24 protein-coding genes are annotated in these 22,874 nt (G+C 68.8%); 10 read left to right on the plus strand and 14 right to left on the minus strand.

What is annotated here, in order from left to right; all coding sequences use genetic code 11:
• Positions 1–17: 17 nt before the first annotated feature.
• Complete coding sequence (locus tag MRBLMI13_RS08870; protein ID WP_367821876.1) at positions 18–497, minus strand: hypothetical protein; 480 nt, start codon at positions 495–497, stop codon at positions 18–20.
• 51 nt (positions 498–548) lie between these two features.
• On the opposite strand from MRBLMI13_RS08870, the gene MRBLMI13_RS08875 reads away from it, so the two are divergent.
• Both MRBLMI13_RS08875 and MRBLMI13_RS08880 read left to right on the plus strand, forming a co-directional pair.
• Positions 549–1,130, plus strand: a complete 582-nt coding sequence (locus MRBLMI13_RS08875) for a helix-turn-helix domain-containing protein (protein ID WP_367821878.1) — start codon at positions 549–551, stop codon at positions 1,128–1,130.
• 30 nt (positions 1,131–1,160) lie between these two features.
• Complete coding sequence (locus MRBLMI13_RS08880) at positions 1,161–1,739, plus strand: hypothetical protein (protein ID WP_367821880.1); 579 nt, start codon at positions 1,161–1,163, stop codon at positions 1,737–1,739.
• A 55-nt stretch (positions 1,740–1,794) separates the two neighbouring features.
• Here MRBLMI13_RS08880 and MRBLMI13_RS08885 read toward each other — a convergent pair whose 3' ends face one another.
• From MRBLMI13_RS08885 to MRBLMI13_RS08895, 3 genes are read right to left on the minus strand one after another with little or no spacing between them, the layout of a single operon-like run.
• Positions 1,795–2,715, minus strand: a complete 921-nt coding sequence (locus MRBLMI13_RS08885; protein WP_194285985.1) for a carbohydrate ABC transporter permease — start codon at positions 2,713–2,715, stop codon at positions 1,795–1,797.
• A gap of 2 nt (positions 2,716–2,717) precedes the next feature.
• Positions 2,718–3,692, minus strand: coding sequence for a carbohydrate ABC transporter permease (locus MRBLMI13_RS08890; protein ID WP_079111944.1), 975 nt, complete (start codon positions 3,690–3,692; stop codon positions 2,718–2,720).
• A 50-nt stretch (positions 3,693–3,742) separates the two neighbouring features.
• Positions 3,743–4,987, minus strand: coding sequence for an extracellular solute-binding protein (locus MRBLMI13_RS08895; RefSeq protein WP_042541200.1), 1,245 nt, complete (start codon positions 4,985–4,987; stop codon positions 3,743–3,745).
• 290 nt (positions 4,988–5,277) lie between these two features.
• On the opposite strand from MRBLMI13_RS08895, the gene MRBLMI13_RS08900 reads away from it, so the two are divergent.
• The 5 genes from MRBLMI13_RS08900 to MRBLMI13_RS08920 are packed head-to-tail and all read left to right on the plus strand — an operon-like array spanning position 5,278 to position 9,809.
• The gene (locus MRBLMI13_RS08900) at positions 5,278–6,174 is read left to right on the plus strand and encodes an SIS domain-containing protein (protein ID WP_309692764.1); all 897 of its coding nucleotides are present in this window, start codon (positions 5,278–5,280) and stop codon (positions 6,172–6,174) included.
• Positions 6,175–6,198: 24 nt separating this feature from the next.
• A complete protein-coding gene (locus MRBLMI13_RS08905; RefSeq protein WP_367821884.1) occupies positions 6,199–7,191 on the plus strand; it encodes an ROK family protein in 993 nt (330 codons plus the stop codon).
• Positions 7,188–8,129 carry a 1-phosphofructokinase family hexose kinase gene (locus MRBLMI13_RS08910; RefSeq protein WP_367821886.1) on the plus strand — a complete coding sequence of 314 codons (942 nt, stop codon included), beginning with the start codon at positions 7,188–7,190 and terminating at the stop codon, positions 8,127–8,129. Before MRBLMI13_RS08905 ends, MRBLMI13_RS08910 begins: the two co-directional genes overlap by 4 nt.
• A complete protein-coding gene (locus MRBLMI13_RS08915; RefSeq protein WP_367821888.1) occupies positions 8,126–9,013 on the plus strand; it encodes a class II fructose-bisphosphate aldolase in 888 nt (295 codons plus the stop codon). The genes MRBLMI13_RS08910 and MRBLMI13_RS08915 overlap by 4 nt, the downstream gene beginning before the upstream one ends.
• Before the next feature lie 19 nt (positions 9,014–9,032).
• Positions 9,033–9,809: a DeoR/GlpR family DNA-binding transcription regulator gene (locus MRBLMI13_RS08920; RefSeq protein ID WP_367821890.1), complete on the plus strand. Its 777-nt coding sequence runs from the start codon at positions 9,033–9,035 to the stop codon at positions 9,807–9,809.
• Between the two features lie 267 nt (positions 9,810–10,076).
• On the opposite strand, the gene MRBLMI13_RS08925 is transcribed toward MRBLMI13_RS08920, so the two are convergent.
• The 4 genes from MRBLMI13_RS08925 to MRBLMI13_RS08940 all read right to left on the minus strand — a co-directional run bounded on the left by MRBLMI13_RS08925 (position 10,077) and on the right by MRBLMI13_RS08940 (position 15,589).
• Positions 10,077–12,575: a CHAT domain-containing protein gene (locus tag MRBLMI13_RS08925; RefSeq protein WP_367821892.1), complete on the minus strand. Its 2,499-nt coding sequence runs from the start codon at positions 12,573–12,575 to the stop codon at positions 10,077–10,079.
• 147 nt (positions 12,576–12,722) lie between these two features.
• Positions 12,723–14,297: a S8 family peptidase gene (locus tag MRBLMI13_RS08930; RefSeq protein ID WP_367821894.1), complete on the minus strand. Its 1,575-nt coding sequence runs from the start codon at positions 14,295–14,297 to the stop codon at positions 12,723–12,725.
• Between the two features lie 186 nt (positions 14,298–14,483).
• Entirely contained in the window at positions 14,484–14,966 is a 483-nt protein-coding gene (locus tag MRBLMI13_RS08935) for a hypothetical protein (RefSeq protein WP_042541211.1), read from the minus strand.
• Positions 14,963–15,589 carry an RNA polymerase sigma factor gene (locus MRBLMI13_RS08940; protein ID WP_367821896.1) on the minus strand — a complete coding sequence of 209 codons (627 nt, stop codon included), beginning with the start codon at positions 15,587–15,589 and terminating at the stop codon, positions 14,963–14,965. Before MRBLMI13_RS08940 ends, MRBLMI13_RS08935 begins: the two co-directional genes overlap by 4 nt.
• A gap of 91 nt (positions 15,590–15,680) precedes the next feature.
• On the opposite strand from MRBLMI13_RS08940, the gene MRBLMI13_RS08945 reads away from it, so the two are divergent.
• Positions 15,681–15,899: an SCO4848 family membrane protein gene (locus tag MRBLMI13_RS08945; protein WP_367821898.1), complete on the plus strand. Its 219-nt coding sequence runs from the start codon at positions 15,681–15,683 to the stop codon at positions 15,897–15,899.
• A 30-nt stretch (positions 15,900–15,929) separates the two neighbouring features.
• On the opposite strand, the gene MRBLMI13_RS08950 is transcribed toward MRBLMI13_RS08945, so the two are convergent.
• The gene (locus MRBLMI13_RS08950; RefSeq protein WP_367821900.1) at positions 15,930–16,388 is read right to left on the minus strand and encodes a hypothetical protein; all 459 of its coding nucleotides are present in this window, start codon (positions 16,386–16,388) and stop codon (positions 15,930–15,932) included.
• Between the two features lie 372 nt (positions 16,389–16,760).
• On the opposite strand from MRBLMI13_RS08950, the gene MRBLMI13_RS08955 reads away from it, so the two are divergent.
• Positions 16,761–17,261: a hypothetical protein gene (locus MRBLMI13_RS08955; RefSeq protein ID WP_367821902.1), complete on the plus strand. Its 501-nt coding sequence runs from the start codon at positions 16,761–16,763 to the stop codon at positions 17,259–17,261.
• 50 nt (positions 17,262–17,311) lie between these two features.
• Here the strand turns inward: MRBLMI13_RS08955 and MRBLMI13_RS08960 are convergent, their stop codons facing one another.
• A complete protein-coding gene (locus tag MRBLMI13_RS08960) occupies positions 17,312–18,718 on the minus strand; it encodes an MFS transporter (RefSeq protein ID WP_367821904.1) in 1,407 nt (468 codons plus the stop codon).
• A gap of 75 nt (positions 18,719–18,793) precedes the next feature.
• Between MRBLMI13_RS08960 and MRBLMI13_RS08965 the strand changes: the two genes are divergently transcribed.
• A complete protein-coding gene (locus MRBLMI13_RS08965) occupies positions 18,794–19,375 on the plus strand; it encodes a helix-turn-helix domain-containing protein (RefSeq protein WP_367821906.1) in 582 nt (193 codons plus the stop codon).
• Positions 19,376–19,378: 3 nt separating this feature from the next.
• Here MRBLMI13_RS08965 and MRBLMI13_RS08970 read toward each other — a convergent pair whose 3' ends face one another.
• The 4 genes from MRBLMI13_RS08970 to MRBLMI13_RS08985 form a co-directional block, all read right to left on the minus strand.
• A complete protein-coding gene (locus MRBLMI13_RS08970) occupies positions 19,379–20,524 on the minus strand; it encodes an FUSC family protein (RefSeq protein WP_367821908.1) in 1,146 nt (381 codons plus the stop codon).
• Between the two features lie 158 nt (positions 20,525–20,682).
• Positions 20,683–21,369, minus strand: coding sequence for a hypothetical protein (locus tag MRBLMI13_RS08975; RefSeq protein ID WP_367821909.1), 687 nt, complete (start codon positions 21,367–21,369; stop codon positions 20,683–20,685).
• Entirely contained in the window at positions 21,369–22,286 is a 918-nt protein-coding gene (locus tag MRBLMI13_RS08980; protein WP_367821911.1) for an ABC transporter ATP-binding protein, read from the minus strand. Before MRBLMI13_RS08980 ends, MRBLMI13_RS08975 begins: the two co-directional genes overlap by 1 nt.
• Positions 22,283–22,690: a GntR family transcriptional regulator gene (locus MRBLMI13_RS08985; protein WP_042541223.1), complete on the minus strand. Its 408-nt coding sequence runs from the start codon at positions 22,688–22,690 to the stop codon at positions 22,283–22,285. Before MRBLMI13_RS08985 ends, MRBLMI13_RS08980 begins: the two co-directional genes overlap by 4 nt.
• Positions 22,691–22,874 lie beyond the last annotated feature (184 nt).

The following is a 22,874-nucleotide window of genomic DNA, read 5'->3' on the forward strand; positions in this document are numbered from 1 at the left end:
GCGGACGCGATGCCCGCTCAGCGCGGCGAAGCGATCCCGACCAGTGCGGCCACCAGCCCGGCCATCACCAGGATCGCGATCGCGAGGTAGTGGACGATCTTGCCGATGACGAGCATCGGGAGGTCCGGTCCGTCGTACGACGCCGGGTTGAAGAGCGAGCCGCGCGCGCGGAAGCTCCAGCGCATGCCGAACCCGATGCGCCGCAGCGCGTGCGAAGGTGCAGTGAAGCTCTGTCCGCGCTGCTCGCGAGGCGCCTTCCACGCTGCCTGCGCCGCGTACCAGGCGATCACGAAGAAGGGCATCGCGAGGGACACCGCCCAGGCGATGAGGGCGACGCCGATCAGGGTGCCCATCCCGGGGTCGAGCGATCGGATGAAGAACAGCCCGAGCGCTGCGAGTCCGACCGCTGCCGGAACGAGCACCACGCCCCACCCCCACCCCGGGTGCGCGTCGCCTGACGGTCGTCGATCAACTCGTCCAGCATCCTGCCATGTCATGTTGCCCCCCTGTGTCAGATGTTATCGTATTAGAGAACAGGGGGTGAGGGCATGAGCATCACGAACTCTCTGCGACGTGCCCGGAAGCACTCTGGCGCGAGCCTGAGAAGCATCGCGTCTCGCGCGGGTGTGGGTGCAGGCAACCTCAGCGCCATTGAGAACGGGCACCGCGACCCCACCACATCGACGGTGGACCGACTCGCCTCCGCCATCGGCATCGATTGGATCCCTTTCTCGGCCCAGGGTCGTTCTCCCGCCGCGCAGGCCGCAGAGGACATCATCGACGCCGAAGCTCGCGGGCAGTTCGCCCAGGCTTACCGGCGATTCATCCAGCTTTCGGACGACCTCGCTTCTGCAGACCCGGTGACACGCGTGCTCCTCGCCGCTGAGAGGCCGGATGATTCGACTTCTCGATGGTTGGACGCCATCGCGGCGCTGATCGAGGTGCGATTGCACGAGGCGTCCGCGCCGGTCCCTTCGTGGGTGACAGAACGTGCCGGTCTTCCCGAAACAATCTGGGAGCCGCAGCGCAGCGCGCGGGCGTTGCCGATGTGGGCTGACCGCACTCAGGTGCCTACGGAGTTCCTCCGCAGAGGTGTCGCCATCGAGCAAGGCGAGTTGGCGAGCGCATGATGCGATCTCGGCCAGCTCAAGGGGAGAATCATGTCCGGCATCCTCACTCGCGATGACATCATCGACGGTGTCGGCGAGGTCATCACGCTGCTACGCGATTCCGGCACCAGGGCGACGCTCCGGATTGTCGGAGGCGCGGCCATCGCCTTGACGATCGACGGCGACCGGCCGGCGACGGTCGACGTCGATGGTGCCATCGTCCCCATCCAGGCCGTGGAAGCCGTGGCCGCTCGAATCGCGGCAGAACGCGGCTGGCCGGTCGACTGGATGAACGACAGGGCGAAGATCTTCCTCCCGGAAGGTGTCGGACGCAGCGCAGAGTGGGTCACGCTGTACGACCGGGACGGGATCCTCGTTCAGGCAGGATCTCCGGCGATGCTCCTGGCCATGAAGCTTCGCGCGGTCGAGCGCCGCGGCTTGCGCGATATCGACGATGTCGCAGTGCTGTTGGCGGTCACCGGAATCGAGACCGCAGACGATGCCGAGGATCTGCTGAACGAGTTCTTCCCGGGGGAGGACCTCTCCCCGAAGACCTACGAGCGTGTGCAGAAAGTGCTCGAGGCAGGCTCGCCTCTGCTCGCCCGACCGCTCCCGCCTGACTTCCGGTGAGACGAGGATGCGGGGCGCCACCCGGTGGCGCCCCGCATCCCCTCCGTTGCTGGTTCTACTTGACGCTGCCGGCGGTGAGGCCGCCGACGAGGCGCTTCTCGATGAGCATGAACAGGATGACGACCGGCAGGATCGCGACGATCGAGACGCCGAACACGTACTGCCAGCTGGTCTCGTACTGACCGACGAACTTGGTGAGCGCGACGGACAGCGGCTGGTTCTTGTCGGTCGAGAGGATCACGAGCGATGCCGCGAACTCGTTCCAGCAGGCGACGAACGTGAAGACGATCGCGGTCACGATTCCGGGCCAGACCAGCGGCAGGTTGATCTTGAACAGCACGGTGAAGCGTCCGGCGCCGTCGATCTGAGCGGCCTCGTCGATCTCCTTCGGGATGCCGGCGAAGAACGAGTGCATGATCCACACCGCGAACGACAGGTTGAACGCGGCGTTGATGAAGATCATCGCGGCCCACGTGTCGCCGAGTCCGAGCACCGTGAACTGGCGGAATAGGCCGGAGGTGAGCACGGCCGGCTGCAGCATCTGCGTCACGATCACCAGGAACAGGAAGACCATGCGCCCGGGGAACTTGAACCGTGCCGTGTAGTACGCGGCCGGCAGCGACACCAGCAGCACCAGCAGCGTTGCGAAGACGGCGATGATGATCGTCGAGATCAGGTTGTAGGGCAGCGGCGTCTCGGGGGTCGACCACATCGAGATGTAGTTCTCCCAGTGCCACTCGATCGGCAGGTACGTCGGATCGACCGAGCGGATCTGCGACTTCGTCTTGACCGAGCCGAAGAACATGATCAGGTACGGCAGCACGAAGATCGCGAGCACCAGGATGCCGGCGGCCATGCGCAGGATGACCCGAGGCAGCGTGACCTGGTCTTCGGTGTACCGGCGCTTGCGCCCGGGGATGCGGGGTGCGGCGTCGTCGCCTGCGGTCGTGACGAGGGCGGTCTCGGTCAGAGTCATGATCAGACCTCCTTCATGGGCTTGACGGCCTTGACGTAGATCGCGACGATCACGATCACGATGAGGAAGGCGACGACCGACAGCGCGCTGGCGACGTCGACCTTCTTCTGCAGCTCGATGTACTTGAAGATCATCGTCATGATCGTGTCTGCCCCGTAGCCCGGGATCGACCCGGTCATCACCTTGAGGATCGGCAGCGAGTTGAAGACGTTGATGATGTTGATGAGGATCGCGACCGCGAGGGCGCTGCGCAGCTGCGGGACGACGACCGTCCAGTAGGTGCGCGTGGGACCGGCGCCGTCCATCTTCGCGGCCTCGAGGGTGTCGGCCGGAACCGTCTGGAGTCCGGCGAGGATCGTGTAGGTCGTGAACGGCAGGGACACGAAGATCGCGATCACGATCGACCACGCGAACGCGGTGGCCGGGTTCTTGGTCCAGCCGTAGCCGACCGCGTCGTCAGACAGCCCGATGTCGTAGAGGAACTTGTTGAAGACCCCGAAGTACGGCTCGAGGCTGTAGTAGAACACCATCGTCGTCATCACGACGGATGCCGCCCACGGCACGATGACGGCCATGCGCACGATCTGCCGACCCGGGAAGGCTTTGTTGAGGATCTGGGCGAGTCCGAGCGAGATCATCACCGTGAAGGTCACGACCGCCACGACCCAGATGATGGTGCGGAAGATGATCGGCCAGAACTCGGCGAACGTGAACACCGTCACGAAGTTGTCGAAGCCGACCGAGCCCTTGTCGAGGCCCGACAGCGAGATGTCGCGGGTGGAGTTGAAGAACATCACCCCGGCGGGGAACAGCACCACGCCGAAGATGAGCAGCAGGGCCGGGGCGATCCACGGCAGCGCCTGGAGCAGGTCCTTGCCGCCCGGCCGGCCGCGGGTCGCGCCCGTGCGGCGTCCCGGGGTGCGGGGGCGGCCGGTGGCCGCCCCCGCGAGGTTCGAGGATTCTTTCGTCTGGCTCATGGGAATTCCCGAACCTCTCCGTCGCTTGATGTGGGCAGGGTCAGCGGGACTCAGCCCGCGTCGACCTGCGCCTGGATCTCGGCCAGGACGTCCTGGGCCGGCTTCGACTGCAGCTGGCCGAACAGCGCCTTGAAGGCTCCGTCGGTCGCCGACCACTTCGGGTTCGTCGACGGGTAGAACTGCGCGTCGGGCAGCACGTCGAGGAAGGGCTTGAGCGCCTCCTCGCCGGCGAGCTGCTCGGCACCCGACTTGGTGACGGGCAGGAAGCCCTCGGCCTGCACCCACGGCACGTAGACATCGGCCGAGTAGTAGTAGTCGAAGAAGGCGGTGATCGCCTCCTGCTTGTCGCCGTCGTTCTGGAACGCCATCAGCTGGTCCATGACGCCGAGCGTGAACGGCGAGCCGTCTTCGGTCGGGATCGGGACGATCGAGTAGTCGAGCTCGGGGTTGCCCTCTTCGATCTGGCCCACTGTCGGCGGCAGGCCGACCTGCATGCCGATCTTGCCCTGGATGAAGATGTCCATCAGGGGCGAGCGCTGGGTCGAACCGGGGTCTGCCTGAGTGGCGCCCGCGTCGATCATCTTCTTGATCTGCTCGGCACCTGCGAGGTTCTCGGGGGTGTCGATCGTGATCTCAGAAGCGTCGCCGAACGATCCGCCGCCGCCCCACAGCCACACGGCCGCTTCGGCCTGGGCCTCTTCGGAACCGAGCGGCATGCCGTAACCGGCCACGCCGCCGCCGAGTGCCGACACCTTGGTCGCGGCATCGAGCAGCTCGTCCCAGGTGGTCGGAGCCTCGACGCCCGCCTGCTCGAGCAGCGCGTTGTTGACGAACAGGGCGCGGGCCGATGCGATCAGCGGCAGGGCGTAGGCGGTGCCGTCGACCTCGGCGTTCGCGAGGAACGCGTCCTGGAAGTCGGAGTAGGTCTCCTCCGAGACCACGTCCTCGACCGGGTAGAGCAGCTCGTCGCCGACGAATCCGGCGAAGGGTCCGCCGTTGTAGATGTCGGGCGCCTCGCCGGCCTGGATCTTGGTGGAGACGACCTTCTCGAGGTTGTCCCACGACTGCACCTCGAGGTCGACCTTGATGTCGGGGTTCTCCTTCTCGAACCCGTCGATCACGTCTTCCCACAGACCCTTGGTGGCGTCGGAGTAGCTGGGCACCAGAAGGTTGAGCGTCGTCTCGCCCTCGGCGTCTCCGCCGCCTCCTGTCGAGCCGCCGAACCCGCACGAAGCGAGCGTGAGCGTGGCGGTCGCCGCCAGGGCGACGGCACCGAATCGCAGTGACTTCTTCATGTGTATTGCATTCCTCACTGTGTAGGTGGTGCACAGTCGCAAGCACAACTCACGCGACGGTGCGTGTGATCGCCTTCGCCGGTGGCTGGGCGATCGGTTCAAGCCGGGTCGGCTCGAGGAACCCTCCGTGGACCGGATCTGCGGAGGGGCGGTGGAACTTGTTCGATTATTTGTCAGGAGAATAAACAAATCAAGAGGAACCTTGCAGGATTTCCTCGTGTCGAAATACTATGATCGAATCAGCACTTAAACGATCACAAACTTGCAACATCTGGTCCGGAGGGCCCGACATGACCGAACTTCTGCCCGGCGCACACATGCGCGAAGAACTGAACTCGCAGCCCGAGACGTGGGCCCGCGCGGTCGAACTCCGCGACATGCAGGCGCTGCTGCCGGCATCCGGAGCCCGCATCGCGGTCGTCGGCTGCGGAACGTCGTGGTTCATGGCGCAGTCATATGCGTTCCTGCGCGAGACCGCAGGGCAGGGCGAGACCGACGCGTTCGCGGCCTCCGAGTCGTTCGTCGACCGCGGCTACGACGCCGTCGTCGCGCTGACGCGCTCGGGCACCACTACCGAGGTACTCGAACTGGTCGAGCGCATCAAGGGCCGAGTGCCCACGATCGGCGTGATCGGCGACGAGACCTCGCCGCTCGTATCGCTGGTCGACGATGCGGTGCTGCTGCCGTTCGCCGACGAGAAGTCGGTCGTGCAGACGCGCTTCGCGACCACCGCTCTGGCGCTGTTCCGCGCCTCGCTCGGTGAAGACCTCACGGGTGCGATCGACGATGCCGCCGCCGTGCTCGCGGCAGAGGACGACGACGAGCTGCGCGATGCCGAGCAGTACTCGTTCCTCGGCCGCGGGTGGACCGTCGGTCTCGCACACGAGGCCGCTCTGAAGATGCGCGAGTCGTCGCAGTCGTGGACCGAGTCCTACCCGTCGATGGAGTACCGCCACGGTCCGATCGCGATCGCCGCACCCGGCCGCGTGACCTGGCAGTTCGGCGAGGCGCCCGAGGGTCTGGCCGCGCAGGTCGAGGCCACGGGGGCGCGTTTCGTGCAGCATCCGATCGACCCGCTCGCCGACCTCGTGCGCCTGCACCGCGTCGCCCTCGACCGCGCTGTCGCCAAGGGTCTCGACCCCGATCAGCCTCGCAACCTCACGCGATCCGTCATCCTGGATGCATGACCCGATCCACCCGCGGAGAGTTCGATGACCAGCCCTGAGGATGCCGCGAGCATCGCCGACGTCGTGAGCGACGCGTCCGGCGAGAAGCTCGCCGCCGCGCGTCCCCTGGGCAGCGGCGCTCCGGTGCTGGCCTTCGACGTGGGCGGCACCGACATCAAATCGGCGCTGTTCGACGCAGACGGCACGGCGCTCGGCCTTCGTCGCACGCCGACCCCTGTGGCCGACGGCGACCGCACCGAGGTGCTGATCGAGCGGCTCGGGGTGCTCGCCGCCGAGCTGCGGGCAGACCGCCCTGACGTCGTTCCGCAGGCCGCAGGGCTCGTGGTGCCGGGGATCGTCGACGCGGAGGCCGGGCTCGGCGTCTTCGCGAGCAACCTCGGCTGGCACGATTCTCCGCTGCGCGATCTCGCCTCGGCGAAGCTCGGCCTGCCCGTCGCCTTCGATCACGACGTGCGGGCGGCGAGCTGGGCCGAGCATCGTCTCGGTGGAGCGCGTGCGTACTCGAACTCGGTGGTGCTCGTGATCGGCACCGGCATCGCGGGTGCACTGCTCGTGGGCGGAGAGCCCTACACCGCGGGCGGCTATGCGGGTGAGATCGGCCACTCGCCGATCGCCGACGGTCCGGTGTGCGCGTGCGGTGCGAGGGGCTGCCTCGAGGCGGTCGCGTCGGCAGGTGCCATCGCTCGTCGCTACCGCGATGCGACCGGCATCAACCCCGATGGCGCGAAGGACGTGATCGCCCGTGCCGCGGCCGGCGACCGCGTCGCATCCGAGATCTGGAACTCGGCGCTCGACGCCCTCACCCTGTCGCTCGCCCAGCTCACCGCCGTCGTCGCCCCCGAGGCCATCGTGATCGGCGGCGGGCTCTCGCGCGCCGGTGGGGCGCTCTTCGACGAGCTGCGTGCCCGGCTCGCCGAACGCCTGAGCTTCCATCGACTTCCCGAGCTCGTTCCGGCCGAGCTGTCGGGCAACGCCGGCATCCTGGGCGCGGCACTGCGCGCGAGGGAGCTCGCATGATCCTCACCGTCACTCCGAACCCGGCCCTCGACCTCACCTGGCACGTCGACCGACTGACCCTCGGCGAGACGCACAGAGCCGATGCCGGTGCCGTGCGCGCCGGCGGCAAGGGCCTCAACGTCGCCAGGGTCGCGCACGCGCAGGGCGCCTCGGTGCTCGCGGTGTCGACGGCCGGAGGTCGCAGCGGCGTCGAGCTCGCCGCCGAGCTCGGTGCGAGTGGGGTGCGCCACCGGCTCGTGCCTGTGGTGGGACCGACTCGGCAGAGCATCGCCCTGGTCGACGAGGCGCTCGGAGACACGACGATCGTCAACGAACGGGGCGTGAACCCGTCCGATCCCGAGTGGGCGGCGCTGCTCGGCGAGGTCGTCGACGCCCTCCCCGGCGCACAGGTGCTGGTCATCTCGGGCAGCCTTCCGCCCGGGGCACCTGAGACGCTCCTTCCGCTGCTCATCGGCACGGCGCGAGACGCCGGTGTGTCGGTGATCGTCGACACCTCGGGTCCGGCTCTTCTGCACGCGGCGGATGCCGGAGCATCCGTCCTCAAGCCCAACGCCGCCGAGCTCATCGAGGCGACCGGCATCACCGACCCGGTCGAGGGGGCTCGCTCGCTGATCGAGCGCGGTGTCGACCTCGTGCTGCTGTCGCTCGGCGCCGACGGAATGCTCACGGTCACGGCATCCGAGGTGCTGCACGCTCGTCTCGACGCTCCGCTCGCGGGCAACCCCACCGGCGCCGGTGATGCCGGAGTGGCCGCATGCGCGGTGCTCTATGCCGACGGCATCCGTGATCCGGAGACGATCCTGCGTCGCGCGACCGCCTGGTCGGCTGCCGCCGTGCTCATGCCGCTCGCCGGCGAGATCTCCGACGACTGGCCGGCGCTCGAGCAGCGCCTGGTCGTCGCCCCCTATGACCCCATCGTTCGAGAGGACCCTCTGTGACCCTGGTCTCCGCCCGCGAACTGGTGACGGATGCCGCGGCACGCGGCACCGGCATCGGCGCGTTCAATGTGATCCACCTCGAGACGGCCGAGGGACTCGTGCGCGCCTCCGAGGCAGCGCGCCTGCCCGTGATCCTGCAGATCTCGCAGAACTGCGCCGACTATCACGGGGGTCTCGAGCCGATCGCGCTGGCGACTCTCGCGGTGGCGAGACGCGCGCAGACGCCGGTCGCGGTGCACCTCGATCACGCCGAGCGCCCCGAGCTCGTCGATGAGGCGATCGCCCTCGGATTCGGCTCGGTCATGTTCGACGGTGGAGCGCTGCCCTACGACGACAACGTGGCCATCACCGCGGCCGTCGCCGAGCGGGCGCATGCGGCAGGCGTCTACATCGAGGGCGAGCTGGGCGAGGTCGGCGGCAAGGACGGAGCCCACGCACCCGGTGTGCGCACCGACCCCGATGAGGCCCGCGCATTCGTGGCGGCGACCGGCGTCGACGCGCTCGCCGTGGCGGTCGGTTCGTCGCATGCGATGACCGATCGCACGGCATCCCTCGACCTCGAGCTGATCGGACGACTGCGCGAGGCGCTCGAGCGCAGCGGTCGTGACGAGCAGGCCGTGCCCCTCGTGCTGCACGGATCCTCGGGCGTCGCGGACGCCGTGATCGCCGACGCCGTGCGCGCGGGCATGACCAAGATCAACGTCTCGACGCATCTGAACGGCTTCTTCACCCGGGCGATCCGCTCGACGCTCGACGCCGATGAGAAGCTCGTCGACTCGCGCAAGTACCTCTCGCCGGCGCGCGAGGCGCTCGCAGGCGAAGCCGCGCGGATGCTGCGGCTGTTCGCGCTCGAGTCCGCCGGAGTTGCGGGGCGACCAGCGTGAATGCGGGCAGGATGGTGACATGAAGCGCGCCGCCCGCCTGAATGCGATCCTCGACCTGCTGGCCGAGGACGGCGAGGTGAACGTCGACGAGCTCGTCGAGCGCTTCGGCGCCTCGGCCGCCACCACCCGCCGCGATCTCGACTCGCTCGCCGAGCAGCGTCTGCTCACCCGCACGCACGGCGGGGCTGTCGCGCACTCGGTCGCCTACGAGCTGCCGATCCGCTACAAGAGCCACCAGCGCGCGCACGAGAAGGAGAGCATCGCCCTGGCGGCCGCCGCGCTCGTCGCACCGGGCATGGTCGTCGGCCTGTCGGGCGGAACCACGACCACGGCCATCGCCGCAGCGCTCGCCGCTCGCGACGATCTCGCGGCAGGGCCGGGCATCACGGTCGTCACCAATGCCGTGAACATCGCCGCCCAGCTCGCGACCCGGCCTGACATCAAGGTCGTCGTCACCGGCGGGGTGATCCACTCGCGCAGCTATGAGCTGGTGGGCCCGTTCGTCGAGCAGCTGCTGAGGGGGGTGCGGCTCGACATCGCCTTCATTGGAGTCAACGGCATGGATGCGGCGGCCGGAGCCACCACGCAGGACGAACGCGAAGCCGCGGTGAACCGCATGATGGCCGAGCGAGCCCGCCGCGCTGTGGTCGTCACCGACAGCAGCAAGATCGGCACGGTGGCGTTCGCGGCCGTCGGCGGCTCGGAGCTGTTCCCCGTTCTCCTGACCGACGACGGGGCGGATGCCGCGGCGCTCGCCGCGTTCCGCGATGCGGGCTACGAGGTCGTGACGGCCTGACCTGCCGACTGCCCGCGACGTTGGCACGCGGACACGAGCCTGACAAGCCGAGAACCGTGCGGACTCCTGGTGGGGGTGCCGCGACCCCTCTCGCGGCACCCCCGGAGTAGATGGTGTCCTGTCGTTCCCTCACACTCCCCAGTGCACGAGGGTTTCCCCAGTTCGACTGCGCCTCCCTCGCGCTTCGTTTCCGAAGCCCTTCGCCGGCACCTTCTGGAGATAAGGAGCGGGCCACCGATGTTCTGATACATCGAGTGGAGAAAAGATTCAGAGACCGCTTCCGTGGCACTGGAACGGTGCACGGAGTCCGGTGGATTCGGCTGCGGCCGCCAGCGCGACGGCCGGGGGCGCACCGGCCGCCAACTCGACGTGCACGGCGCCGAGCAGCTCGCAGGCGATGTCGTCTGCCACCACCACCGGTGCGGCGATGACGCAGCCGGTGCCGGCGTGCAGCCAGACCCTCGTCATGCCCAATGCCTCCTCGCCCCAGCGCACCGACGAGCGGCCCAGCTCGCAGGCCGAGAGCACCACGGTGGCCGGCGCCCGCGAGATCAGGTCGACGTCGTAGCCGAACAGTGTGCCGTCGTGGAGCTCGAACCCCGAGAACAGCGGGTTGTCGACCGCGTGACGACCGTGGGCGGCGATGTGCAGCACGTCGACCTGCTCGGCGAGCTCGGTGACGGCCGACACCCGCGCGTGCTCACCGGTCAGCATCCGGGCGTCGGGCCACGCCTCGGCAGCCTGGCGCACCTCTTCTTCGGCCCGCGCGACCCGAGGGCCGGTCGCGAACCCTGCCGTCGGGGCCGGTGTGGAGGACCCGTCCGTGCGTGAAGGCGCCATCTGCGAGGCGCCCGCCAGGCGAGATGTCGACGTGGAATCGGGACGTCGAGGCGACTCGCCGAGCCAGCGCGACACCGAGGTCGCGATCGTGAACGGCGTTCCGCGCATGCCGGGGAGCATCGCCCAGGGGATGCCGCCGAGGATGCCGGGAACCGTCAGCGTGAGACGGGCGGCCCCTCCCGCCGCCGCGCGGGCAGGCGCGAGGAGGGCCTCGTCGAGTCGGCGCAGCCTCTCGTCGAGAGACCGCTGAACGACCGGCGCCATCGGCCCGCCATGGGTGAGCGCTGCGACGTCGAGGTCGGCGCGGAGACCGTCGAGCGCAGCCTCGATGCGCGGCAGCGACAGCTCGACGATCGACGACGCGGATGCCGTCACCACGACGCAGAGCAGTTCGTCACGCGTGAAGACGTACGCGAGGATCGCCGTGTCATCGTCGAGCCGGGCCCTGGTCTCGCGCAGCCCGAGGCGTTCGTGGCTTCCGCCGACTCCGGTCGACGACCACTGCCGGTCGCGAACCCGATCCCGCAGCTCGCGCACCCGGGCATCGGTCGTCCAGTCCGACCCCGCGAGATCGGCGCGCAGCATGCGCAGTTCGGCCAGGTCGGCCGACAGCTCCTCGTCGTGCGGTGGGCGAACGGGAGCGACCTGCTGGCTCAGATGCCTGGCGCGCTCCGACCACTCGAACAGCACCTCGGGGTCGCGTGATCGTGCGGCAGCGGCGAGTCCGGTGAACATCAGCTCGGTGCCGTGCATCGCGACGGACGCCTGCAGGTCGAGCGCGCCGAACGACTGCTGCCACGCGGTGAGCAGATCGAGGCCGGCGGCGGCGGCACGGCGGGCATCGGCATCCTTGCCTGCAGACGCCGCGCGCACCGCACGGACCTCGTGCTCGCGCAGGCGCAGGGGAGTCGGGGCATCGCGGGTGAGCCGTGGCAGTCGCCCTCCGTCAGCGAGGCGTGCCGTGAGAGACAGGGCAGTGGCCTCGGTGCGGAATCCTCCGCGGGCGAGCGCTGCGGCGGTGCGCGCGAAGTCCTCGCCGTTCGGCGTGGCCTTCGGGTGGGCGAGCAGTCGGGCTTCCAGTCGCACCGCCTCGGCACGCGCTGCCCAGCTCTCGCTTCCCAGCGCGGCGAAGCGGCGGGATGCGGTCGCGGCGGCACGCTCGGCAGAGGCGGCGTCGTGCCGCAGCAGCGACCGGGCGAGGTGGAACTCTGCCTCGCCGCGGGCCTGTCGCATCCGCTGTGCTCCGAACCGCACCGCGACCGTGCCGAGCAGTTCCTCGGCCTCTGTGGTGAGACCGGCGTCGCGCAGCACCTCGGCGCGGTCGAGGTCGCTGATCGCTGCGGCGAGGTCGCTCGTGGCGGCGAGGATCGGCCGCGATCGGGTCATCAGCCCGAGCGCTGTGACGAGGTCGCCTCCGAGCAGCGCGGCGTAGCCGAGGTTGTGGCGGGCTTCGGCGAGCGGTGCGTCTGCCCCGTGGGCCTCATAGGCGGCGATGGCTCGCTGCAGGTCGGCCGAGCAGTCGTCGAGTCGGTGCCGCTGCATGCTGACGATCGACCGGCTCATCAGGCAGTTCGCGCTCTCGATCGAGCCCTCGTCGAGGCCGTCGATCGCCTTCGTGAGAAAGAGGTCGGCCTCATCGAGGCGTCCGCCGTGCATGAGCAGGGTGCCCAACTGCCCGTTCGCGAGGGCGACAGTCTCTTCGCTCAGCCCCGGTCGAGACAGCGCTGCGCGCGACAGGCGCTCGGCCTCCGCGGGCTGCCCCGTCTGAGCGAGGACGTAGGCCATGGTCCCGTCGATGCGCGCGCGCAGATCGGCGTCGTCGGTGCGCGCGGACGCGGTCGTCAGCGCACGCCGCGCCTGCGCGAACCGTCGGGAGTTGGCTGCGTCGACGCCGCGCTGATGCAGCTCGGCAGCAGACAGTGGCACTTCACCAGAATGGCGGTATGTCGCGTCTCAGGGAAGGCTTGCGGCCGCATCCGGCTTTCTGAGTCCGGATGGCTGGCCTGGGCGGATGGCCGCCGAACCGGCCCTGTGCGGGCAGCCATCCGGGGGATCCTCAGCCGAACGGCCCGGCTACCCGCCCGTCACCGGCGACGGCAGCGTCTTCAGCACCGCGGCTACGGCCTTGGCCGCGGCATCCGCAGTGACGCCCTGTGCGGGCACCGAACCCAGCTGAGCGGCGATGCGCCCTGCGACGTACGGCGCCGCGAACGACGTGCCGCTCCAGATCGAGAAGCCCCCGCGGTAGTCGTCGGGGTCGATCGTCTCTCGGCGCAGGCCGTCGACATCCGCCCTGGTGGTCGCCTGCTCGCCACCGACGAAGGCGGGTGACGTGCTGACCACAGCGGCCCCGGGCGCGTACACCTGCACCCACGGGCCGACGTTCGAGAACAGCGCGACAGACCTGCCCGACGGGTTGAGGGCTCCGACCGACACATGGGGCGCGTCATCATCGCGACGGATGCCGTTGTCGGCTCCGGGCCACGGCCAGAGGGATGCCGGGAACGACGGCCGGTCGATGGCGTCGTTGCCCGCCGAGCAGACCACCACGCACCCGAGCTCCCGCGCCTTCGTCAACAGGGCGTGCAGCGTCCTGCTGAAGAGGGCATCCGTCGGCGTCTCGTGGTAATACCCGAGAGACAGGTTGAGGACGTCGATCGGATGCCCCGTCGAGGGGTCCTCGCGGTGTCGCCGCAGCAGTTCGACGACCTGGGCGACCGTGGTCAGGAAGGTGCTCTCGTCGATCACGCCGAGCGCGCCGGCCATGCGGATCGAGAGGATGTCGGCATCCGGTGCCGTCTGGCGGATGATTCCCGCGATGAACGTGCCGTGCCCGGCGACCGCGTCGATCTCGCCGTCGAGCTGCCCGTAGAGGTCGGGATAGCGCTCGGGGTCGGCATCGTCGGTGAGGCCGATCGGCACGCCGTCGATCTCGATGTGCCGGGTGACGATGTCGTCCGGCAGCCAGTCGTGCACTCCGCATCCGGTGTCGAGCACCGCCACCACGGGGCGGCGGCCGCGTTTCGGGGTGGCGGTGCGTCGCGGTGCCGGCCCGAGCCAGGTCACCGGTTGGCGCGCGCCGCGCCCCGGCTCGAGGTAGTCGTCGCTGCCGCCGGCGCCTCCGCCCGCGCCGCGCACCGGGTTGGTGCGGCTGAACGGGTTGGTGCGGCTGAAGGGATTCGTGCGGCTGAACGGATTGAGGCCGACAGGGTCGATCGACAGCACGTGCTCGAGGCTGGTCCTCGGCATCGGCGTGCCGGAGCTGCGGCGGGCGCGCTGCAGGACGCGCCAGGCGTCGGGCGGCACCGGAGACTCGCCGCGGGTCGGCTCGTCGGGGGTGGTGAGGCGGGCGCGGACGAAGCCGGGCACCCCGGGAACCAGCGGACCGGCGGCGCGGACAGCATCCGGCGATTCGATCTCGAGGTTCCAGCCGAACGAGCCGGCCGCCTCGCGCAGCTCGTGGATCTCCTGGTCGTATTCCTCCTGGCCGTTCTCCTGATCCTGCGTGATCAGCAGACGCTCCTGCAGGTAGGCCGTGGGAAACGCCCTGACGCCGTCGACGGGCTCGACCGACGGATCGAGTGCCGTGCCCCGCCTGATCGACCCCTCAGCTCTGTCCTGCCAGCTCCACCCCTTGGGCTGCTCCATCGTCGGTCCTCTCCTCGCGGGCGGACCCGCGTCCTGTGCGGGCGGACCCGCGTCGTGTGCGGGATCACCCGCAGTGTGTGCGGGATGCCCCGCGTCCCGTGAGGAGGATCCTGCGAGGTGCGGGAGTCGCCCAGCGGTGGTCTGCGCGGGTCACCCCGCATCGTGCGCGGGTCGCCCCGCGGTGGATCACAACTCGAACTGCGGGGTCGACACGATTCGTTCCTGATCGCCGACCGTGGTGCTGAGACGCACGAGAGTCAGTCCGTCCGGGACATCGTCGAACACGAAGCGACCTGTGTCGTTGGCCGTCGTCGTGCGGATGCGCTCGCCCTGCGCGAGTTCGATCCCACCCGATGTCGAGTCGACCCAGCCGTCGACGCGGTGTGCGCCGGTCGCGGTGCGGGTGACGTGGAGCAGGATGCTGGTGGTGCCGTCGCTGAACTGCAGGGTCAAAGCGTCGGCGTCGCCGCGCACGGCACCGAGCGGTTCGTCGACGAGGGTGAGCAGCGCGTACTCCTCCGACAGGCCCTCGGCCGCGACGGCCGCGATCATGCGATCGATCAGGGCGGCGGGCATCGGGTCGACGTCGCGCCAGAGTGAACGCAGCTGCGCGAACAGCTCGGCATCTTCGTGGTTGTCGCCGCCGTTGGCGCCATCGTTCTCGCTCATGGGCCGCCCTCCGTTCGTGGTGTCGGTGCATCGAGCAGGTCGCGCAGCTTCGCAAGGCAACGCTGGCGGGTGGGGCCGATGCTGCCGACCGGCATCGCGAGGTCGGCGGCGAGGCGGGCGTAGTCGGGTCGGTCCTCGAAGGCGATCACCCTCAGCAGGCGCTGGCACCGGTCGGCGAGGCGATGCACCGCAGCCCACAGCCGGCGATTCTCCTCTCCGACGGTGGCGTGATGCTCGGCCGACTGCTGCTCAGGAAGCAGCGCGTCGAGAGCATCCGACTCCGTGGTGTCGACCCTGTTGTGCGCTTTGCCGGCCCGCCAGGCCTCGCGGCGTGCGGTGGTGGTGAGCCAGGCTGAGACCGCCTTCGGATCGCTGATGGCGCGGTGACCCCGAACCAGTTGCAGCCACGTCGTCTGGATGACGTCTTCGGCGAGGGTGCGCTCGAGTCCGTAGGCCCGCACGACATGCCAGAGCACAGGAGTCATCAGCCGCACGAGGTCGTCCATCGCGCGGCTGTCGCCGTCTCGCCAAGCGTCGAAGAACTCGGCGGCTCGCCTCCAGCGAGCCGCACCGTCGTCCGGTGCAGGATCGGGGCCGGCGCCGTCGGGTGCCCCGTCGATCATGAGTCCCATTGTGATCACACCAGTCAGGAGCACGGCAAGAGCCTGCTGATACATGGACTCGGTATTTTTTCCGAGGCGTTAGCGTGGGGAGGTGATCGCTCTCGCTGTCGTCCTGTTCCTCAACGCCGCCTTCAACGTGCTGGTGTGGCCCCGTTTCTACAAGCGCGTCGCGACGGACCCCCGGGCTCGGGATGCCGACGGCAAGGCGACGACGTTCTTGAAGGTGCATGCCGTGCTGATCGCGATCGCCCTGACGCTCGCACTGATCTCGGTGATCGTCGGCATCGCGGGGCTCGCCGGAGCGCTCTGAGGGTCAGCGCCCTGGTCAGCCCGAAGGCGGTCAGGAGCGGGTGACCGGCTGCTGGAGCTCGGTGATCCAGTCGGCCTGATCTTCGGATTCCGACCGCAGATAGACCTCTCGGCACGCACCGACGGCGGTGACGCCGCCGTTGCTGATCGCCTCGTTCAGCGCATGCCAGCTGTCGTCGATGGTCGCCATGGTGCCGAGGTGCGTGGCGGTGAACGCGGACTCGACGGCCGGCAGCTCGATGATGACGAGACCGTCGACGGCGGGGCCGTCGTAGACGAAACCGACCGTGATGCGCACGCCGTGCTTGTTCATGTCGTACTCGGCGATCGGGAGCCCCGGCGTCGCCCCCGCATCACTCAGGGCGTCGGCGACCTGGTCGAACAGAGGGCCCACGATGGCCGCGACCTCGGGTTGCGATGCCACCGTCTCGGTCAGCGACGCGAGTCGGACGAACGGGAGGGGCTTTTCGGTGATCTCCAGAGCTGACATCATCGTCTCCTCAAGTCGTGGGTGCGTGCCGCCGATCCTACGCGCGGACACCGACATCCGTCACCGTCCCGGTCATCCACCGCGCGTGACTCCGCGGGAGCTGGAGCAGCCCACCGCCGTTTCGAGGAGTGCGGAGGAACCTCCGGCCTGGCGCATCAGGGTCTGTGAACGTAAAGTGAGGACGCCGTGGGCGTCGGCCCCGCGATGGAGCCTGGGGGGCCGATGCGAAGTGCGACGAGTGCGAACGGGGCGGAACAACCGGAATCTGGAGCGCGCCTCGGCGCGTTGCCCAATCGGACGCTGCTGTGGGGAGCAGCGGCGCTGCTCGTTGCGGCACTGAGTCAGGCAGCCTATTCGGTGTTTCGCCCCGCCATGACCTGGCAGTATCGAGTCGCCTATCTTCCCGGTGCGCTCATACCGACGCTTCTTCTTGCGGCTCTGATCGTGTTCGCGGTGGGGGTACGAGGCGGCGGCAGCGTGGTGGGCGAGAGCATCGTGGGCAGGATCGCCCTGATCGGCTTCGGCGTCTGCCAGGCATACGCCGGTTGGTTCGATCTTCTCGGGATCCAACTCACCGAGCCACCTGCGTACGGCTTGATCGTGGCGGCGGTCCTGGGCCCCGCGTTCCTGATCGTCTCCGTCATCGTCATCGCATGGAGAGGAACTCTGCCCGGCCTGTGGCGCTTTGCTCCCGCGATCATCGTGGCGGCGCTGATCGCCCGATTCTGGTACGTGCTCACCTTCAGCCAAGACGTCCTCACCTTCTTCAGCATCGATGCCGCGGTGATTCTCGCCCAGGTTCTGCTCGGGAGTCTGTCGCTGTTCCTCTCTTACCGTGTCGCGAGACTCGCCGCGAGTACTCGATCGAAGTGACACACCGCGACGGCCGCCGCCCACGCGGCTGGCCCGGCGTCCGGAGCAACTCAGGCGTTCTCGTACTGCTTCGCGTGCTCGGCCCAGCGCGCCTCGACCGGCAGGGCGCGCAGCGCGCGGTTGCCGAGCGCGAGGGCGACGGCGACGATGCAGAGCGCCGCGCACACGAGGATCGTCCATTCGCGGCCGATCCACGTGAGGCCGAAGCCCGCGATCAGCGGCGCGAGCGGCAGCGCGCCCATGCCGAGAACGCCCGCGGCACTGTTCGCCCGTCCGAGCAGCTGTGTCGGCGTCGCGACCATGAAGTAGCCCATCATCCCCGCGTTGAGAGCGGGAAGCAGCAGCACCGAGGCGCCGAGCACGACGACGATCGCCCACGGTTCGGTGACCGTCGAGAGCAGGATCGAGCCGATCGCGCCCCCGGAGAGACCCGCGATGGCGAGGACTCCCGTGCGGATGCGCGGCACGAGCATCGGGGCCACGATCGCCCCGACGAGCATGACCGCACCCACGCCAGCGCCCAGCGAGCCGATCAGGAGCTCGGAGTAGCCGGCCTGCTGGAGTGCGTACATGACAGTCGTGATCGCGGCGTTGAAGCCGAGGTTGATGATCGTGATGATGAGGAGCACGCCGCCCAGGTCTGGTCGGGAGAACAACCAGGCGAAGCCCTCGCGGAGCTCTGCCCATGCGCTGGTCTTGCCTCGCGCACCGGCATCCGATGCGGTGTCTGGGGGGAGGCCCAGGCCGTCTGCCGGATCCACGGCGAGCCCCGCGGCGATACGCCCGTTGCTGTTCGGATGCTCTCCGGACGGCGGCTCGGCATCTGCATCGGCCTCCGCCCCCGTGTCGGTGATTCCGGCGCGGCGCGCCGCTCGCTGCAGCATCCATGCCGTCACCGCGGCGACGGCGTGGCAGAGAGTCATGACGGCGCCGACCAGCCAGCCGCCCACGCCGAGAAGCAGTCCGCCCAGAGGGCCGCCGGCCAGCTGCAGCGCGGCATCCCGCCCCTGGTTCGCCGCCTGAGCCCTGCCCATCGCGTCGTCGGGCACGATCTCCTTGATCGCGCTCTCACCGGCGACGTCGAAGAGGCCGCTGCGCGCGGCCAGCAGCACGTTCGCCGCGAGCAGTGTGCCGAAGGTGAGAGCATCGGCGAGAGCCAGCAGCGTGAAGGCCCCCGCCAGCAGGATGCCGATCAGCGAGCCGATGAGCATGAGGACGATGCGCCGGTGCCGATCGGCCAGGATGCCGCCGGCGAGCGTGAGGATCAGGCGCGCGACCATGCCCGCACCGCCGATGATGCCCGCTTGAGCGGGGTCATCGGTGACCACCAGGGCGAGCAGGGGGATCGCGAAGGCGAACAGCGTCGCCGCGAGACCCTTGCTCGTGTCGCTCACGAGCCAGGTCAGATACCGGGCGTTACGCCAGAGCCGGTGTGGTGCGGTCACGGTCGTCGTCATGCTCTAGAGAGTAGTTCCGCAAGAAGACTTGCGCAACTACTCTTGCGCAATGACTCGTGCGAGTAGGATCTGAGCATGGGCGACGGCATTCACGGCGAAGATCCCGTATGGATGACGACGGCCATGCTCAAGGCCTACACGCACCCACTGCGGCGAAAGATCCTTCGCCTGCTCGCCCGACGCCACCACATGCGCGCCGCCGACATCGCCGCCGAGCTCGACGTCGCCGCGAACAGCGTCAGCTTCCACCTGCGCACCCTCGCTGATGCGGGCCTCATCGTCGAGGCTCCGGAGCACGCGCGAGATCGTCGAGACCGCGTCTGGGCGCCGGTGAAGGGTGCGATGAGCGTGGGCGACCCCGACCACCCGGTGGCCGACGAGGAGCTCGGCGACGCCGTCGTGCGAGCCGTGGCCGCCGAGCACCAGGACCTTCTCCAGCGTGTGATCGCGTGGTCGCCCGAGTACTACGGAGGTCGAGCCTCGGGCATCCATGCCGTGTTCCAGCAGCGGACCACCCGGCTCACCGAGGCCGAGTTCACGGCGGTCATGGAGATCTTCGACAAGGCGGTGGCCGAGGCTGAAGCGGCGCATGACGATGACGATCCTGAAGGCCGCTTCTGGCAGATCGATCTCGTCGCCGCCGACGACACGATCTGACCGCTACGCGCCCTCCGGCTCCGTCGCGGCCTCGTCCTCCGCTGTCTCTTCCGGCTCCCGATGGCCGCTGAGGATGAGGATGCGGCGCAGCTGCATGGCCGCGAGCACGCCGGGGCCCATCGAGCGCCGCACATCGATCGTGCGGTCGTCGACGGTCGCGAGCAGCAGCCTGATCGCACGGGCAGCCTCTCCGCGAGCGCGGTGATCTGCGGGCGTGAGCGGATCCTGCTGCACGATGACCTCGGCGACGGCGTGGCACGCGGCCGAGAGCGGTTCGGGGAGCGCCGCATCCAGTTCGAGCGCGCCAGGGCGATCCCAGATGGTGTCGGCGACCTCGTCGGAGATGTCGCGGATCAGGTGGGCGATGCGATCGAGTCGCGCGAGTTCGGCGTGGATGTGCTGCGTCTCTCCGCGGCGCCCGAACGCACGTGGGTTGCCTCGCCGGCTGTCGTCGGCGTCAGACAGCGCGGTGCGAAGCTCTGACGTCGTGTCGGCGAGCGATGAGGCATCGTCGGCCCACTTCTCGTGCTCCGGGGGCCAGGATTCCGAGACGGCCGATCCGATGTCGTGCAGGTGCTCGCTCAGCTGCGTGCGGAAGGCGTCGACCTTGGCCGCGGCGGCGAGAGTGAGCGGCGCGGGGGCGATCACCAGGTTCACGATGAGGCCGACGACCACTCCGACCCCCATCTGCACGAGGTAGCCGAGCGAGTACTCGTCGGCGTTCTGGCCGCCGACGATCAGCACGAACAGCGCGGCCATCGGCACGTACTCTCGGCCGACGCCGAACCAGCCGGTGCCCGAGACCAGCACGCCGACGCCGACCACGGCCGGGATCGACCACCACGTCGGCCCTACGGTCAACACGACGATCGCGGCGAGTCCGATGCCGGTGGCGAGTCCGAGCAGGGTCTGCAGGCCCGATCGCACCGATCCCATCAGCGTCGGATACATGCTGACCAGCGCGCCGAGCGGCGCGTAGTACGGGTACTCGTCCGTGACTCCGGGCGTGTGAGGGGCGATCAGCCACGCGAGTCCGACCGCCAGTGCGGTCTTGGCGACGAGCAGCAGCCGGGCGGGGTCGACCGCCTCGCGCAGCGAGCGCACGATGCCAGGGCGGCGCGCGCGCACTCGTGTTCTGATGTTCGTCACGGCATCCTCTCGTCATCCTCCCCGAACGGATGACGCTAGCCGTTCGGCATCCGTCCTCGCACCTGGTTGCATCTGGCGGTGAGGGCGGGTAGCGGTCGGAACGCGACGACGCCGGCCGCCCCGTGAGGAGCGACCGGCGTCGAGTGATCACCGGGTGATCAGGGGATGGCCCTGCGGAAGGCGAGGAACGATATGCCCGCGAGCACCGCGGTCGCGACGAGGCCCCACAGCGCGAGTCCGAGCGCGCCGGCGTCGAGGATCCCCCGCCACACCTCATCCCACAGCTCGAGTCTCGTCGCGAGGAAGGCGAGTCCCACGAGGATGAGGCCCAGACCGACGCCCGCGATGGTGAGAACGGTGGGGCCCCAGCTCTTGTAGATCGTCGCCCCGGTGAACCCGACGACGAACAGGAAGAGGGCGAGGGTGAAGTACACGGTGAACGCCCCCAGCGGACCCGCCTCCCACAGCCACGGCAGGTAGAACACGTAGCCGTTGATGCCGTATCCGTTCGTCAGTGTCTCGACGCCCCCGCCGATCAGGAACACGATCCCCAGGAACGCGCTGCCCAGGATCGCCGTGAGCATGGTCCCGAAGAAGAAGTCGCGCCGGGTGATGCTCATCGCCTGCGAGAACGGGAAGGTCAGTGTCATCGCCGAGAGGCCGATGGCGAAGAAGTACCAGAGCGGAGCCTGGCCGCCGCCGCCGTACTTCGGGCCCTCGGTCGGGATCATCGCGTAGATGAGTATCGAGATGACCACCGCGGAGCCGAGGATGATCAGCGGCACCCAGATGAACGTCTGGCGGTTGATCAGCTGCAGGCGGATGACGTTGAGTGTGCGTCGCATCAGCGGACCTCCTCTTTCGCGGCTGAGGCTCTGGTGGCAGTGCCCGCCTCGGCCTTCTGGGTGAGACGCACGATCAGCTGCTGCAGCGACACCGGAGCGAGATCGAGACCGGATGCCGTGACCTCGGCGCGGTCGGCGGCGGACAGCGCCCCGAGCACGGTGACGGAGGCGACTCGGCCGAGGGCCTCCCGGTGCAGAACCTCGCGGCCGGATGCCCAGGCGTCGACCTTGGCGGCGTCGCCGACCACGGTGACGGCGCGGTCGCGCACGGCATCCGTGTCTTCGTCGAGCAGGATCTGCCCGTTGTCGATCACGATGACCTTCTCGATGAGGTTCGACACCTCGTCGATCAGGTGCGACGAGAGGACGATGGTTCGTGGGTGCTCGGCGTAGTCCTCGAGCAGACGGTCGTAGAAGATCTGTCTGGCGACCGCGTCGAGACCCAGGTAGGGCTCGTCGAAGAAGGTCAGCTCGGCGCGCGAGGCGAGACCGATGATGACCCCGACGGCCGAGAGCTGGCCGCGCGAGAGCTTCTTGATCGTCTGCTTCATCGGCAGCTGGAACTGCTCGATGAGCTCGTCGGCGAGTTCCTGGCTCCAGTTGCGGAAGAACAGGCTCGCAGCCTTGAACGCGTGACGCGGGTATGCGTCGTCGGGGTACTTCTGGCTCTCGCGCACGAAGCAGATGCGGTTGAGGACGTGCGTGTTCTCGTAGGGGTGCTCGCCGAAGACGCGCACGGTGCCCGACGACTCGAAGTTCTGCGCGGTCAGGATCGACATGAGCGTGGTCTTGCCCGCCCCGTTGCGGCCGAGCAGTCCATAGATCGCGCCGCCCTCGAGGGTGAGCGACACGTTGTCGAGTGCGTTCTTCTCCTTGTAGCGCTTCGTGAGGTTCTCCACCTCGATGACGGCGGTCATGCGGGGGTCTTCCCTTCTGTCTGGGGTGTCTGCGATGTCTGGGCTGCCTGCGCTGCCCGCTCGCGGAGCAGGGCGGCGAGGTCTTCGGCGCCGAGCCCCAGCGTGCGGGCCTCGGCGAGGAGCGGGTCGATGTAGCGGTCGGCGAATGCGGCGCGGCGCTCGCCGAGGAGCAGATCCTTCGCTCCGGCGGCGACGAACATGCCGATGCCGCGGCGCTTGTACAGCACTCCCTTGTCGGTGAGCATGGCGACTCCCTTGGCTGCTGTCGCGGGGTTGATCCGGTAGAAGCCGGCGAGCTCGTTGGTCGAGGGCGCCTGCGATTCCTCCGAGAGTGAGCCGTCGAGGATCGAGTCCTCGATCTGCTCGGCGATCTGGAGGAAGAGCGGCTTGCCTTCTTCGATCACGAGTCCTCCGCTGTGGTTAATTGGTTAGTTACTCGACTAGGTAACCACTGAACCTCAATCGTGTCAACGGTCTCTTCCACCTGCGGCGCGCCCGTGGTCAGAAAAGCACCCGAAGTCGCCGATTCGGGTGCGTTTTTGACCACGCCAGGGGCAGTGGGTGGGGGCGGGGAGGTCGCGCGGGGCA

The sequence above is a fragment of the Microbacterium sp. LMI13-1-1.1 genome (assembly GCF_040815625.1).
GTDB lineage: Bacteria > Actinomycetota > Actinomycetes > Actinomycetales > Microbacteriaceae > Microbacterium > Microbacterium forte.

Excerpts from the sequence above, each read along its gene's own strand:
- MRBLMI13_RS08975 (WP_367821909.1), bottom strand. The coding sequence starts at position 21,369 with ATGCGACGCACACTCAACGTCATCCGCCTGCAGCTGATCAACCGCCAG.
- MRBLMI13_RS08930 (WP_367821894.1), bottom strand. The coding sequence starts at position 14,297 with ATGGAGCAGCCCAAGGGGTGGAGCTGGCAGGACAGAGCTGAGGGGTCG.
- MRBLMI13_RS08960 (WP_367821904.1), bottom strand. The coding sequence starts at position 18,718 with ATGACGACGACCGTGACCGCACCACACCGGCTCTGGCGTAACGCCCGG.
- MRBLMI13_RS08935 (WP_042541211.1), bottom strand. The coding sequence starts at position 14,966 with ATGAGCGAGAACGATGGCGCCAACGGCGGCGACAACCACGAAGATGCC.
- MRBLMI13_RS08870 (WP_367821876.1), bottom strand. The coding sequence starts at position 497 with ATGACATGGCAGGATGCTGGACGAGTTGATCGACGACCGTCAGGCGAC.
- MRBLMI13_RS08965 (WP_367821906.1), top strand. The coding sequence starts at position 18,794 with ATGGGCGACGGCATTCACGGCGAAGATCCCGTATGGATGACGACGGCC.
- MRBLMI13_RS08900 (WP_309692764.1), top strand. The coding sequence starts at position 5,278 with ATGACCGAACTTCTGCCCGGCGCACACATGCGCGAAGAACTGAACTCG.
- MRBLMI13_RS08890 (WP_079111944.1), bottom strand. The coding sequence starts at position 3,692 with ATGAGCCAGACGAAAGAATCCTCGAACCTCGCGGGGGCGGCCACCGGC.
- MRBLMI13_RS08955 (WP_367821902.1), top strand. The coding sequence starts at position 16,761 with ATGACCTGGCAGTATCGAGTCGCCTATCTTCCCGGTGCGCTCATACCG.
- MRBLMI13_RS08895 (WP_042541200.1), bottom strand. The coding sequence starts at position 4,987 with ATGAAGAAGTCACTGCGATTCGGTGCCGTCGCCCTGGCGGCGACCGCC.
- MRBLMI13_RS08875 (WP_367821878.1), top strand. The coding sequence starts at position 549 with ATGAGCATCACGAACTCTCTGCGACGTGCCCGGAAGCACTCTGGCGCG.
- MRBLMI13_RS08885 (WP_194285985.1), bottom strand. The coding sequence starts at position 2,715 with ATGACTCTGACCGAGACCGCCCTCGTCACGACCGCAGGCGACGACGCC.
- MRBLMI13_RS08950 (WP_367821900.1), bottom strand. The coding sequence starts at position 16,388 with ATGTCAGCTCTGGAGATCACCGAAAAGCCCCTCCCGTTCGTCCGACTC.
- MRBLMI13_RS08980 (WP_367821911.1), bottom strand. The coding sequence starts at position 22,286 with ATGACCGCCGTCATCGAGGTGGAGAACCTCACGAAGCGCTACAAGGAG.
- MRBLMI13_RS08905 (WP_367821884.1), top strand. The coding sequence starts at position 6,199 with ATGACCAGCCCTGAGGATGCCGCGAGCATCGCCGACGTCGTGAGCGAC.
- MRBLMI13_RS08920 (WP_367821890.1), top strand. The coding sequence starts at position 9,033 with ATGAAGCGCGCCGCCCGCCTGAATGCGATCCTCGACCTGCTGGCCGAG.
- MRBLMI13_RS08940 (WP_367821896.1), bottom strand. The coding sequence starts at position 15,589 with ATGATCGACGGGGCACCCGACGGCGCCGGCCCCGATCCTGCACCGGAC.
- MRBLMI13_RS08910 (WP_367821886.1), top strand. The coding sequence starts at position 7,188 with ATGATCCTCACCGTCACTCCGAACCCGGCCCTCGACCTCACCTGGCAC.
- MRBLMI13_RS08880 (WP_367821880.1), top strand. The coding sequence starts at position 1,161 with ATGTCCGGCATCCTCACTCGCGATGACATCATCGACGGTGTCGGCGAG.